Here is a 12,519-nt window from a genome sequence, read left to right as displayed (position 1 = left end):
CTAAAGATATAAACCGAATTAAACTGAGAATAGATTTTTTATGTTATTTCACAACCCCAAATTACCCGCTGAAATCCGTATCAACCATTTAAACGCACGTGTAAATGAACAACGAAAAAAAATTGCACAAGCGACTGCATCTAAATTGGAACAACTGCATCTTGCCCAACAGCTTTCAAAAGAAGCGCGTTTACGTAAAAAGAATAATCAAAAAATTTATGTGCTTGACTTCAAAGGTGACACAGCAGCCTCTGCCGTAGAAAACTTGCGTGAAGAAATTACCCTGATTTTAGCCACTGCAAAAGCAGGGCGTGACCGTGTTGTGGTACGTCTGGAAAGCCCGGGCGGTATGGTGCACGGCTATGGTCTGGCAGCTGCCCAGCTGGTGCGTTTGCGCGATGCCGGTTTTAACCTGACGATCTGTGTCGATAAAGTCGCAGCCAGTGGTGGCTATATGATGGCCTGTATTGCCAATGAAATTGTATCTGCACCATTTGCCGTGGTCGGTTCCATTGGTGTGGTTGCACAGGTACCAAACTTTAACCGTCTGCTGAAAGAAAAGCACATCGACTTTGAACTTTATACCGCAGGTCAGTTTAAACGTACCGTAACCATGTTTGGTGAAAATACCGCTGAAGGTAAAGCCAAATTTGAACAAGAGTTACAGCAGACGCATGAGCTGTTTAAGCACTTTGTTGAAAAGTATCGTCCGCAGTTGAATGTTGAAAAAGTGGCAACTGGTGAGCACTGGTATGGAAAAGATGCGCTTGAATTGAATCTGGTAGATAAGCTGCAAACTTCAGATGAATATTTACTTGCTTTATTGCCACAACATGAAGTCTTTGTGATTGAAACTCGACGTAAACCGACACTGGGTGAAAAGCTGGGTTTACAAGCCGCGCAAATAGCTGACGGTCTAGTCCCTGTAGTGATGAATAAAGTGATGGAATCATTGAGTAAAGCCAATGCAAATTTGCTACAAATGCGTGACCCTAAACTTTAATTGAAAGCTGTTTGCTGATTTTAAAATTGCGCTCTGATGAGCGCAATTTTTTTGACTGACTGTAGCTTAATATCCGATTCAATTTGATCCCCCCTTATGAGGAAATTAAAATAAATGAGCACAGGTTTTTTATGCTTTAGCGTAGAACCACTTCTGCAACGGATTTACTGATCCGGTTTCAGTATATTGGGAGTAAATAGTATTCTGCTTGAAAAATGGCTGACAAAGTAGAGCTGGGGGAGGCTGAAGCTGACTCATGGTTCCCTGTTTGCCTGAATGCTATCCTTGGACGTGTGGTCACTTTCTGGTTGCGGTATTTTAGCTAAGCTTTTATAACATAAATCAAGAAGGCCATAGCCTGCAGCGCCGACTGTTGCAAGCAGCATATCTTTATGTGCATCCCACATATCTCCCTGTTGCCCATTATAATTTTCTGCTTCCTCTGGTGATAAACCAATGGCAATCAGCCATTCAAGCCATTCATAAATTAAGCTGGTGGCCATGATAAATTGCACGACTAATAAAAATAGCGTGAAGGGTTTGGCCTCAGGCAGCCATACATGAAACAGCCGTAGTAACACTGGGTAGAGCAGTACACCACAGGCAAGATGCACCAGACGGTCATACATATTGCGTGACCAGCCCATCGATTGATTAAGGTCAAAATTGAACAGCTGAATTAGCCATTCGTTATAGGGAACATAGGAATAGAGGTAATGTGCACCGATAATATGGATCAGTAAAAAAATGAGATAGAGCACAAAACTATAAAAACTCATGCCAATTTTTTTTTGGGTAAACAATAGCAGCACCAGCATAAACACGGTACCGGCTTGATGCAGTAGATATGCTTCAAATTCTAAAGGATGGATACTGGCGATGATTACCGCAATAGTGAGTACTGCAAGAGCAACCCAGTGTTTGATATTCAATTGATGTTCAATCATTATTTCTTGTATTGGCAAAGTTTTATAGGAAGTGCTGAAATTTTATCAATGGCTTATGTGGTTACAAACATAGATGAATTATCAACAGATTCTATTCTAATAAAAAAGCGAAGCCGAAGCTTCGCTTTTTAGATTTATTTCGAATTAAATTTTAGAAATTAAATCCTTAATCTGTTTCGCTTGAGTTGAAGCATTACCTGTATAAGTTGCAGGAGTCATTTCAGCCAGACGGGCACGGTCAGCAGCAGGAACGGCTTCCAGCTCGTTACCATTTACGAAGTTCACCATCATGTCGCGAGTCATGGCCTGACCACGAGTCAGGGCTTTTAATTTCTCGTATGGTTTTTCAACTGCATAACGACGCATTACCGTTTGAATTGGTTCAGCAAGCACTTCTTGAGCATGGTCAAGATCTTCCAGAATACGCTGTGCATTCAATTCAAGTTTGCCAATACCTTTAGAGCAAGCTTCGAATGCGATCAAGCTTTGCGCAAAACCAACCCCCATGTTACGAAGCACAGTAGAGTCAGTTAAGTCACGTTGCCAGCGAGAGATTGGAAGTTTTTCGCCCAAGTGTGCAAGAACTGCATTGGCAATACCCAGGTTACCTTCAGAGTTTTCGAAGTCGATCGGGTTGACTTTGTGCGGCATGGTTGAAGAACCCACTTCGCCTTCTTTCAAACGTTGTTTGAAGAAACCAAGCGAGATATAACCCCATATGTCACGGTTAAAGTCGATCAAAATCGTGTTGAAACGACGTAACGCATCAAAAAGTTCCGCCATGTAGTCATGTGGTTCGATTTGAGTAGTGTACGGGTTAAACTGTAAACCTAAAGATTCAACAAATGCTTGTGAATGAGCAGGCCAGTTGATTTCAGGGTAAGCAGAGTAGTGCGCGTTATAGTTACCTACAGCACCGTTGATTTTGCCTAGAAGTTCAACTTGTTTGAACTGTTTGATTTGGCGCGCTAAACGGTAAGCAACGTTCGCCATTTCTTTACCCAAAGTGGTTGGGCTAGCAGTTTGACCATGGGTACGAGACAACATTGGTTGTTCAGCATGAGTTTCAGCCAAAGCAACGATTGAGTCGATAATTTGTTGCATTGCAGCAACTAAAACTTCACGACCATTTTTCAGCATTAAAGCATGAGACAAGTTGTTGATGTCTTCAGAAGTACAGGCAAAGTGAATGAATTCACCGGCATTCTTCAATTCTTCGATATCAGCAATTTGTTCTTTAAGGAAATACTCAACTGCTTTAACGTCATGGTTTGTGGTACGTTCAATTTCTTTAATGCGGTTGGCATTGTCTTCAGAGAAGTTGGCAACAATTGCATCAAGCGCAGCATTGGTTTCTGCACTGAAAGCAGGAACTTCAGTGATTTCAGGACGGTTTGCAAGCGCTTGTAACCAGCGTACTTCAACAGTCACACGAGCGTGGATTAAACCAAACTCAGAGAGGAAAGGGCGCAAAGCATCACATTTGCTAGCATAGCGTCCATCTAATGGAGAAAGTGCGGTTAAAGCGTTCATAGCGATTCCTTAAACTTTGGAATTAAACGTAAAGCGAATAATAAAAATTCGTTCATGATCAGGTTAAACTACCTGATACTGTAAACGGGCAAGATCTTGAATATCCTGGAGCAGTTTGCGCTTGCTAAAAATCATGCCCCATGAGCTGCCACCTAACTGACGCCATAAGTGCGCCAGTTGCAGGCCAGTAAACAGGGAAGCGCGAATTCGGTTGGTATGGGCACTATCTTTAAATGCTTCGGCATTGCCCTTGACCATAATCCGCGGATTAATTTGTCCGGCAGTGTCTATATAGGTTTGGGCAAGGTTAGCAATAATGCTGGGATGCAGATAGTTATTATCGAAAAAAGACAGCTGTTTTAGAATTTTTTGTTGTGATTGTTCAATAATTTCAACAAATTTGGGATTGCTATAGACTTTTTTCTCTAACTGTAACAACGCCATGGCATAGCTCATTGGCAATTTGGCGTTGGAAAATTTCGGTAAACGTGATTTAGGAGAAGGATTAAAGGGTTGGGTAATACTGCTTTCTAATGTTTTTAAGCCAAGGGAAATATCGGCCAGTTGATTAAAAAAGTCTAGGGTTTGACAGGATTCATTGGAAGTAGGACGGATATTCAGGCTGGCTTTAATCAGTTGTTCTAAATAGAAGCTACCATTTTCACCAATACTGTGTTGTCCTGACATGGCTGTCATATGGGTCAGCTGTGTTGACTGGAACACAGCTGCCAACGCCAAAGCACGGTTCTGACGTACATTCAAAGTCCGAGGCTGTTGAAAGGGTAACTCAGCCATGCCTATCGCTTCCTTTTTAAATAAAATCAGGTTTTGGTGCATTGGTATGATGAATCACACCGCCACCTAAACAAACTTCATCTGCGTAGAACACTACACTTTGTCCTGGAGTCACCGCACGTTGCGGTTCGTCAAATTCAACACGTACGCCATTTGGCATATTGGCATCTTGATAAATGACACAAGCCTGATCCGGCTGGCGATAACGGGTTTTAGCCGTACAGCGGAAACCTGTTACTGGAATATTCTGCTCACCCGCGACCCAGTCAATTGCTTCACTCCAAAGTATAGTACTTTGCATGAGTGGATGCTCATGACCCTGACCAATAACAAGGCGATTGTTTTCAATATCTTTATAAAGCACAAACCAGGCGCCTTCGGCTTCGCCTTTCAGACCACCTAAGCCGATACCACCGCGCTGACCGAGCGTATAGTACATTAAGCCGTGATGTTCACCAACCTCTTTGCCGGTATCCAGTAAAATTTTTCCGGGTTGGGCTGGAAGATATTGTTTTAAAAAGTCATTAAAACGGCGTTCACCAATAAAGCAGATTCCGGTGGAGTCTTTTTTCTTTGCAGTTGCCAGACCCAGTTCTTCAGCAATTTTACGCACTTGTGGCTTTTCAATTTCACCGACAGGGAACAAAGTCTTGTTAATTTCACGGCCATGTACCGCATGCAGGAAATAAGTCTGGTCTTTGTTTTGGTCAAATCCGCGTAACAAAGGTGCATATTCTTCACCACGCGAGTTGGTCATGGTTTCACCACGACGGCAGTAATGACCGGTCGCAATAAAGTCTGCACCCAAATTCACGGCATGGTCTAAAAAGGCGCGAAATTTGATTTCTTTATTACATAAAATATCCGGGTTTGGGGTGCGACCAGCCGCATATTCAGCCAGGAAGTGCTCAAACACACGATCCCAATATTCCATGGCAAAATTGGCGGTATGCAGTTTGATGCCAATTTTGTCGCACACAGCTTGCGCATCGGCAAGGTCTTCCATGGCCGTGCAATATTCCGTGCCGTCATCTTCTTCCCAGTTTTTCATGAAAAGTCCTTCAACCTGATAACCCTGTTGAAGAAGGAGTGCTGCAGAAACAGAAGAATCTACACCACCAGACATACCGACGATGACACGTTGTTGCATAGGATTAGGCATCCAAAGTTGTAAATAAGGGAGAATTTTGGTGCTCATAAACGAGCGATAAAGGATATTTTTGACCGGATAGGGCATCTTTGACGGCTTTAATCACCAAGGGACTACGTGCGCGTGCAGATTCTTCCAGTTCGTCCAATGTCATCCAGACGGCACCCACGATTCCTGTATCTAATTTGGCATCGGCATGATGATGCAGATCTGTGGCTAAAAAGCAAAAACGGAAATAGGTACGGTCAGGGAACATTGGGGGAGTATAAGTATATATGCCAAGCAGGTCTGTAATTTCTACATCATGCCCGGTTTCTTCCATGGTTTCACGAATAGCCGCCTGTATCAGCGTTTCGCCACATTCGACATGACCTGCCGGCTGGTTAAATACAGTATGTGTCACACCTTGAGTATGTTCTTCAACAAACAGGAATTTTCCGTTTTTTTCAATAACAGTAGCGACGGTAACGTGGGCAGTCCAAGCGGTCATAGAAAAGCACCATGGGATAAAAGGGGTATTCTACAAAATTTAGCGCTCGGTGGCTATGTTGCAGGGCTTTTTCTTTCTAATCCACCTTCTTGATGATCACTTGCACGGTGAAAATACATCAGGAATTGGGTTGGTAAGCCCAGACACTATGTAGAAATTTCTGTTCTGAGCCCCACGGGGTCAGGTGAATATCATGTTCAAAATGCATTAAATGAAAATCGGCACCGAGTTTTTCTTGTAACTCTTTAATGCTATAACGCTGAATAGTTAAACCGCTGCATTGGGTTGGGCCATCTTCAGCAAAGTTGGACATGATTAGATGCCCCCCTTTTTTTAAAGAGGTTTTTAGGTTGAAAATATATTGCTGTTGTTGTTCAGCTGTGACCATAAAATGAAATACGGCACGGTCATGCCATAAATCAAAATAATTGGCGGGAAGCGTGACGGTGCAGATATCCTCTACCAGCCAAGTGATCTGTTCTGCATGCAGATTTTTCTCCCGTAGTCTGGTTTGGGTTTTTTCCAAAGCTGTCCGGGAGAGATCTAATACATGGATATGTTTAAATCCAAGCTCTAAAAGTTGATCGATAAATAACGACGCACCACTTCCCACATCAATAATCTGCGCAGTTAAATCAAGTTTATGTTTATCTCTTAATCTCTGGATCAGTTCTAAAGATTTTTGATCCTGTTCCTGATACCAACTGACTTGATCAGTAGATTTAGTCTGATAGACATCTTCCCAATGCTTTTTGCTCATGGTGTGACATCCTTAATTTAGAGAAAATTGAACCTGTAAAGTTCATGCCTTGAACTGAACGAACTAGCGAAATTAAACTCTGACCGTTATTGGTAATTCCCTGCCACTTTCACATAATGTCTTGCTGAATAAGGCAAAAATTCTTTTTCTTTCTCTGTAAGCGGACGAACTTTCTGTACCGGACTGCCGACATATAAATAACCACTTTCCAGACGTTTGCGTGGTGGAACCAATGAGCCTGCACCAATCATCACGTCATCTTCAATCACCACATCATCTAAAACGATGGTGTTGATCCCCACTAATACCCGATTGCCAATGGTACAGCCATGTAAAGTCACATGATGGCCAATCGTCACATCTTCGCCAATAATTAAAGGTGAACCTTCAGGTTTATCGGCTTTTTTATGGCTGACATGCAGCATGGCATGATCCTGCACATTGGAGTTTTTGCCAATATGAATATGATTGACATCACCACGAATCACGGCAAAAGGCCACACCGAAACATTTTCAGCAAGTACCACATCGCCAATGACGACTGACATATCATCGATATAACATGAGTCATCAACTTGCGGTGCTGTATTTAAATAGGGACGAATGTTTTTAGCCATGTGAGGGGTTCAGTCTGTCAATTTTCAAGCATTATAAAATAAAAAAGCATCCAGACCGAAGTGTGGATGCTTTAACTTAAGTCTAAAGCTGTACTTAGAACAAGTTTGCGAAGAATTGTTTGATGTGATCAATCATTTTTGCAAAGAAACCAGCTTCTTCAACTGCCTGAAGAGCAACAAGCGGTTTTTCCGCAATCACTTTACCATTTAAAGTAGCTACATATTTACCTACCACTTGACCTTTTTTCAACGGTGCAGTCAGTTTAGGTTGAACCACCAATTGGGTTTTAATGGCATTGGCTTCGCCTTTAGGCATGGTCACGTTAAAGTTTTCAGGCAGGCCAATTTGAACATCATTGCTTTTGCCATACCAAACTTTTGACTTGGCTAAAACCTGATTGGCAGGTTGAACCTTAACAGTTTCAAAGTTTGCATAACCCCAAGCCAAAATTTCACGTGTTTGTGAGGCACGTTCGTTCATGCTTGGTGCGCCAAAAATCACGGAAATTAAACGCATTGGGCCACGTTTAGCGGAAGTGGTTAAGCAATAGCCAGCTTCTTCAGTATGACCGGTTTTTAAACCGTCTACACTTGGGTCTGTATAAAGCAAGGCATTACGGTTACCCTGTTTAATGCTGTTAAAGGTAAATTCTTTTTCAGAGTAGATTGGGTAATATTTTGAACTGTCATGAATGATATGTTGCGCAAGTGTTGCCATATCTTTGGCAGTCGAGTAGTGACCTTCGGCAGGCATACCCGTTGCGTTGATGAAGCTGGTATTGGTCATGCCAATACGTTTTGCTTCCTGGTTCATCATGTGCGCAAAGGTACCTTCATTGCCAGCAATATGTTCTGCCATGGCTTTAGAGGCATCGTTACCAGACTGAATGATAATCCCACGCAGCATTTCTAGTGCTGTTGCAGTCCCGTTAAGCGGGACATACATACATGATTCCGTGCTGCTACCACGACACCACGCAGATTCGTTCATACGAACTTTTTCATTTTCAGTTAGTTCACCGCTCAATAACTTTTGTTCGATGATATAGCTGGTCATCATCTTGGTCATTGAAGCAGGTGCTAATTTTTCATTTTCATTTTTTGATGCGAGGATTTGCCCTGTCTCATAATCCATTAAAACATAAGATTTATTATTGAGTTCTGGCGGTGCAGATAAGACAGTTGCTGCGTATGTGAAGCTCGGCAATAGTAATAATGCAGCAAGGGCGCTTTTGTGGGTCATTCTGGGTGGTTCCAATATCTTAATAATAAGCACAAAGAGCTTTGCATTTTAGGACAAAGCAAAGCTGACTTCTATGGGGGAAATCAGCTTATTTTCAAAAGTATTGTAACCAATTTGTGTTATTTGCTGTATGTGGTGAGTTCTTGGCAAATTTCCTGATTTTTTGCATCTCCAGCTTTTTTTGCATCGTTACGTGCTTCAGTTAAAACAGGCTCAAATTTTTTCTCTTGGCTGAGTTTAGCCAGGCTCGAAACCGCATTATTGTCGGCAGGTAAATATTCTTGTGCCAGCTTGGCATAACCTTGTTCAAATTGAGCGCGATCATTCACTAAATCTGGACATACTTCTGAAAGTACATAAATGGCTGCTAGCTCTTGCTGGGTGACTTTTTGTAGTGGCGTCACTTCAATATTTTCATCTGGTGTGGCTGCATGAATCATAGACAGGGTCATGGCAGCAGTGGTTAACAGTCCCAAAGAAAGCGGTTTAAGCATAGATAATTTCATTAAACAGACCTGAATGATTTAAAAACATCACAATAATAAAAATAAGATTAACGGTATTTTGGGTAATTGTAAGTACACAAATGTATTAAAGCTGTTGAAAATGATGACGTTCATCAAGAAAATATGAAAACAGCAAAGGATTAAAAAAGGCATAAAGAGGAATCTGCTTTATGCCTGTGGTCATAATAAGAGGTTTAATATTTTAGATAACTTATATAAAACAAGACCGAATGATCAAACCTGATAATTTACAACATCTTCGCAAACCGATTTTTGTTCATCTTTACTGGTTTCTTTTGCAGCATGGCGAGCTTCCTCCAGGACAGATTTATACTCTGAATCTGCTTGAATTTTATCAAAAGTCATCGATTGATCTGAATAGTCTTGCAGATAAGCTTTAATCAACAGTTGAATGTTTTGATCAAATTTTGCATTTTTACCAATAATGGCAGGGCATACTTCAGCCATCACTTGAGTTGAAGCAAGGTCTTCTTTCACAATTGTATTGGCTTCTTCCAGAGATAAACCGTCATTGGCTAACACAGTAGAAGATAATAATGCCGCAATGCCTAACCCCAATAAGCCACGAAATGATATGCTTTTAGTCATTTTTAAATCACACTTTTTGAATGGATGTTGAGCGTCAAATATATATAATTTTCTATACAATTCAATCAAATGTTCTGATTAGTCATTTTTAACCGTTAAGAGATGTTTAAGTGAATATATTAATTGCCAATGATGATGGCGTTTTTGCTCCCGGTATTCAGGCCTTGGCTCAAGCCCTGGCTCCGCTTGGTCGTGTAGTCATCGTTGCTCCTGAAAGTGAACGCAGTGGTTTTTCCAGTGCACTTACCTTAGATCGTCCTTTACGACCTGTTCAAATTTCAGCAGATGTCTGGGCAGTCAATGGAACACCTGCAGATTGTGTATATCTGTCCATGAACGGCTTATTTGATTTTGAATTTGATCTGGTGGTCAGCGGAATTAACAGTGGGGCAAATCTGGGCGATGATGTGCTTTATTCTGGTACTGTCGGAGCCGCCTTCGAAGGCCGCCTAATGAAACAACCGGCTATTGCCGTCTCCATGGCCGGTCCCAATGTCCGTTCTTATGACAATCCAAATGATTATGCCGTAGCAGCAAAATGGGTGCATGATTTTATTGCCCAGGGATTGCCGACTTTACCGCCACGTCATATTTTTAACGTGAATATTCCAGATATATCTGAATTGAGAGGTTCGAAAATTACTTATCAGGGACGTCGCAGTCAATCTAAACCGATTAGCAGTCATGTAGACCCACGTGGACGTCAGGTTTATTGGATTGGTTTGTCAGGTGAGGCTGTCGCTGAACCTAAAAAAGGTTTAACTGAAATAGAATCGGATTTTTTTGCGGTGGCAAATGGCTATGTCAGCATTACGCCGATTCAAATGGATGCGACAAATTATGAGATTTTGCACACATTACATGCAGAGTTTTCCAAATAATGCCCAGTAGTGTTATAACTTTGTGAAAAAGCAGAATTGCCCCTATTTTTCAGATGCTTTTTTGCTAATCTTAGTGCAAACCAATAAATAGACTTAATGTGTAGAGAGGAAGATTAATGCACTTGGTGTCACCATATCGCTTATTTGCTGCGCCTGTGGGTTTGTTGAAAACCATGGTCTTGTCTACAGCTGTTATTGCCACAGCCATTTTGAGTGGCTGTGCTTCAAAACCACAAGTTCATAATGCGACACGTTATGCGGCTGCACCGGATTACTATACGGTTCGATCTGGAGATACATTAAGCGGAATTGCTGCACGTTATGGTCTGTCTTATACCAGTGTTGCCGATATGAACGATATAGCGCCACCCTATCGCATTTATGTCGGTCAATCTTTACGTTTAAAAGATTCAGGCTCACGTCGCACTACCACTACACAAGCGGTGACCCAAGCCGCACCGATTCAGCGTCAAACCGTTCAACTTCCGACTACACCGGCTAAAACTACAGTTCCTGCAACCACGGCGACTGCCCCCGTAGCATCTTCGAAAGTCTCTGCTTTGCGCTGGGTAAAACCAAGTAATGGCGCAGTCATTGCAAACTTTAATGTGGCTGCAAATGTAAAGGGTATTCGTTATGGTGGTAATACTGGAGATGCGGTTTTTGCTGCGGCTGATGGTCAAGTAGTCTATGCGGCTGATGGTTTGAAAGAATATGGCAATTTAGTTCTGATCAAGCATATCGATGGCTACATTACCGCTTATGCCCACAACAGCAAAATGAATGTGAGCAGTGGCCAGAATGTGACTGCAGGGCAGAAAATTGCTGAAATGGGTTCAACGGGTACAAATCGTACTATGCTGGAGTTTCAGGTGCGTTTAAATGGTAAACCTATCAATCCGACCATCGTTTTACCAATAAATTAAATTTTACAAATACAAAACATAAATTTCGCCGTATAATACAATGAGTTGCTTTTATCGGAAAGATAAAGTAATTATAAGTTCAGAGGGAAATTTATGTTAGATCAACTTCGAGCAATGGGTGTGTTTGCTTGTGTTGTTGAAAAAAACTCGTTTAGCGGTGCTGCACGTGAGTTAGGAATCACGACCAGCGCCGTGAGTCAGCAAATTCGTTCTTTAGAAAATGAAATGGAAGTGACACTTCTACATCGATCTACAAGAAAATTGAATTTGACTGAAGCTGGACAGGCTTTTTTCCACAGCTGTCAAGAAATGCTTGCCGCTGCAGAGCGTGGGAAAATCCGTATCAACGAGTTACGCGATGACTTGGTGGGGGATTTACGCATTGCTACAACCCCGGAACTTGGTGCCAATCATGTGATTCCTGCATTGTCTCACTGGATGCAGGCACATCGTGGTTTAGCAGTCCATTTAGAAGCCGATAATCAATATATTGATATACTTGAAGGGCGTATCGATATCGCTTTACGCATGAGCCCAAAAATAGAAGATCATCATTTGAATGTGATGCCTCTGGCTCTGGTAGAGCAGGTGTTGGTGGCTTCTCCAAGTTATTTGAATCAGTCGGCGCCTGTATCGCGGCCTGAAGATTTAAACCATCATGACCTGATTCCAATCAATATTATGAAAAATTATCAACATTTTTCATTTCAACATGCGGCGTCAGATAAAACAGTGAATCTGGAAATGAAATCACGCTTAAGTACCAATAATGTCCTGGTTGCAAAATCATTATGTTTGCAAGGGCATGGTATTGCACGAATTTTATATCTGGATGTACAAAAGGATTTAATGAATGGTGCTCTGGTGGAGGTTTTACCAGAGTGGAAACTGGAAAATTTCACTTTATATGCCATCACGGCAAAAAAAGATCAGCAACCCATGAAGGTTCATCGTTGTCTGGATGCATTAAAACAATACTTTAGCCAGTTACCCGGCGGAAGAATTTACCAGGCAGTTTCATAAAAATGAAGCATAAAAAAGCCGCGATTAGCGGCTTTT

General features: G+C 41.8%; 14 protein-coding genes. 4 read left to right on the top strand and 10 right to left on the bottom strand.

The window, feature by feature from the left end; translation table 11 throughout:
- Window positions 1-40 precede the first annotated feature (40 nt).
- Window positions 41-1,003 (top strand): protease SohB, encoded by a 963-nt coding sequence (gene sohB / locus GTU69_RS01020; protein ID WP_166167006.1) that lies wholly within the window; start codon window positions 41-43, stop codon window positions 1,001-1,003.
- Between the two features lie 254 nt (window positions 1,004-1,257).
- Here sohB and GTU69_RS01015 read toward each other — a convergent pair whose 3' ends face one another.
- The 10 genes from GTU69_RS01015 to GTU69_RS00970 all read right to left on the bottom strand — a co-directional run bounded on the left by GTU69_RS01015 (window position 1,258) and on the right by GTU69_RS00970 (window position 9,653).
- The gene (locus GTU69_RS01015; protein ID WP_166167003.1) at window positions 1,258-1,950 is read right to left on the bottom strand and encodes a DUF2238 domain-containing protein; all 693 of its coding nucleotides are present in this window, start codon (window positions 1,948-1,950) and stop codon (window positions 1,258-1,260) included.
- A 144-nt stretch (window positions 1,951-2,094) separates the two neighbouring features.
- Window positions 2,095-3,483 carry an adenylosuccinate lyase gene (purB, locus tag GTU69_RS01010; RefSeq protein ID WP_166167000.1) on the bottom strand — a complete coding sequence of 463 codons (1,389 nt, stop codon included), beginning with the start codon at window positions 3,481-3,483 and terminating at the stop codon, window positions 2,095-2,097.
- A gap of 63 nt (window positions 3,484-3,546) precedes the next feature.
- The gene (gene hflD, locus GTU69_RS01005) at window positions 3,547-4,278 is read right to left on the bottom strand and encodes a high frequency lysogenization protein HflD (protein ID WP_086195683.1); all 732 of its coding nucleotides are present in this window, start codon (window positions 4,276-4,278) and stop codon (window positions 3,547-3,549) included.
- A gap of 16 nt (window positions 4,279-4,294) precedes the next feature.
- Window positions 4,295-5,428, bottom strand: coding sequence for a tRNA 2-thiouridine(34) synthase MnmA (gene mnmA, locus GTU69_RS01000; protein ID WP_166166997.1), 1,134 nt, complete (start codon window positions 5,426-5,428; stop codon window positions 4,295-4,297).
- Between the two features lie 4 nt (window positions 5,429-5,432).
- A complete protein-coding gene (locus GTU69_RS00995) occupies window positions 5,433-5,918 on the bottom strand; it encodes an NUDIX hydrolase (protein ID WP_166166994.1) in 486 nt (161 codons plus the stop codon).
- Between the two features lie 118 nt (window positions 5,919-6,036).
- Window positions 6,037-6,678, bottom strand: coding sequence for a class I SAM-dependent methyltransferase (locus tag GTU69_RS00990; protein ID WP_166166991.1), 642 nt, complete (start codon window positions 6,676-6,678; stop codon window positions 6,037-6,039).
- Between the two features lie 86 nt (window positions 6,679-6,764).
- Window positions 6,765-7,295, bottom strand: coding sequence for a gamma carbonic anhydrase family protein (locus GTU69_RS00985; RefSeq protein WP_166166988.1), 531 nt, complete (start codon window positions 7,293-7,295; stop codon window positions 6,765-6,767).
- A gap of 94 nt (window positions 7,296-7,389) precedes the next feature.
- Window positions 7,390-8,538, bottom strand: coding sequence for a D-alanyl-D-alanine carboxypeptidase PBP5/6 (gene dacC, locus GTU69_RS00980; RefSeq protein WP_166166985.1), 1,149 nt, complete (start codon window positions 8,536-8,538; stop codon window positions 7,390-7,392).
- A 119-nt stretch (window positions 8,539-8,657) separates the two neighbouring features.
- The gene (locus GTU69_RS00975) at window positions 8,658-9,044 is read right to left on the bottom strand and encodes a hypothetical protein (RefSeq protein WP_166166982.1); all 387 of its coding nucleotides are present in this window, start codon (window positions 9,042-9,044) and stop codon (window positions 8,658-8,660) included.
- Window positions 9,045-9,278: 234 nt separating this feature from the next.
- Window positions 9,279-9,653, bottom strand: a complete 375-nt coding sequence (locus tag GTU69_RS00970) for a hypothetical protein (protein ID WP_166166979.1) — start codon at window positions 9,651-9,653, stop codon at window positions 9,279-9,281.
- Window positions 9,654-9,763: 110 nt separating this feature from the next.
- Between GTU69_RS00970 and surE the strand changes: the two genes are divergently transcribed.
- From surE to GTU69_RS00955, 3 genes are all read left to right on the top strand, one after another.
- Window positions 9,764-10,534, top strand: a complete 771-nt coding sequence (gene surE / locus GTU69_RS00965) for a 5'/3'-nucleotidase SurE (protein WP_166166976.1) — start codon at window positions 9,764-9,766, stop codon at window positions 10,532-10,534.
- Between the two features lie 116 nt (window positions 10,535-10,650).
- Complete coding sequence (locus tag GTU69_RS00960; protein WP_166166973.1) at window positions 10,651-11,460, top strand: peptidoglycan DD-metalloendopeptidase family protein; 810 nt, start codon at window positions 10,651-10,653, stop codon at window positions 11,458-11,460.
- 93 nt (window positions 11,461-11,553) lie between these two features.
- Complete coding sequence (locus tag GTU69_RS00955; RefSeq protein WP_166166970.1) at window positions 11,554-12,483, top strand: LysR family transcriptional regulator; 930 nt, start codon at window positions 11,554-11,556, stop codon at window positions 12,481-12,483.
- Window positions 12,484-12,519: the final 36 nt, after the last annotated feature.

It is taken from the genome of Acinetobacter sp. SA01, from assembly GCF_011319235.1.
Classification (GTDB): domain Bacteria; phylum Pseudomonadota; class Gammaproteobacteria; order Pseudomonadales; family Moraxellaceae; genus Acinetobacter.
The sequence above is the reverse complement of the archived record's forward strand: the minus strand, read 5'-3'. Positions and strand labels throughout refer to the sequence as shown.

Excerpts from the sequence above, each read along its gene's own strand:
- sohB (WP_166167006.1), top strand. The coding sequence starts at position 41 with ATGTTATTTCACAACCCCAAATTACCCGCTGAAATCCGTATCAACCAT.
- GTU69_RS00960 (WP_166166973.1), top strand. The coding sequence starts at position 10,651 with ATGCACTTGGTGTCACCATATCGCTTATTTGCTGCGCCTGTGGGTTTG.
- GTU69_RS00970 (WP_166166979.1), bottom strand. The coding sequence starts at position 9,653 with ATGACTAAAAGCATATCATTTCGTGGCTTATTGGGGTTAGGCATTGCG.
- dacC (WP_166166985.1), bottom strand. The coding sequence starts at position 8,538 with ATGACCCACAAAAGCGCCCTTGCTGCATTATTACTATTGCCGAGCTTC.
- mnmA (WP_166166997.1), bottom strand. The coding sequence starts at position 5,428 with ATGCAACAACGTGTCATCGTCGGTATGTCTGGTGGTGTAGATTCTTCT.
- GTU69_RS00985 (WP_166166988.1), bottom strand. The coding sequence starts at position 7,295 with ATGGCTAAAAACATTCGTCCCTATTTAAATACAGCACCGCAAGTTGAT.
- GTU69_RS00995 (WP_166166994.1), bottom strand. The coding sequence starts at position 5,918 with ATGACCGCTTGGACTGCCCACGTTACCGTCGCTACTGTTATTGAAAAA.
- hflD (WP_086195683.1), bottom strand. The coding sequence starts at position 4,278 with ATGGCTGAGTTACCCTTTCAACAGCCTCGGACTTTGAATGTACGTCAG.
- GTU69_RS00990 (WP_166166991.1), bottom strand. The coding sequence starts at position 6,678 with ATGAGCAAAAAGCATTGGGAAGATGTCTATCAGACTAAATCTACTGAT.
- GTU69_RS00955 (WP_166166970.1), top strand. The coding sequence starts at position 11,554 with ATGTTAGATCAACTTCGAGCAATGGGTGTGTTTGCTTGTGTTGTTGAA.
- GTU69_RS01015 (WP_166167003.1), bottom strand. The coding sequence starts at position 1,950 with ATGATTGAACATCAATTGAATATCAAACACTGGGTTGCTCTTGCAGTA.
- purB (WP_166167000.1), bottom strand. The coding sequence starts at position 3,483 with ATGAACGCTTTAACCGCACTTTCTCCATTAGATGGACGCTATGCTAGC.
- GTU69_RS00975 (WP_166166982.1), bottom strand. The coding sequence starts at position 9,044 with ATGAAATTATCTATGCTTAAACCGCTTTCTTTGGGACTGTTAACCACT.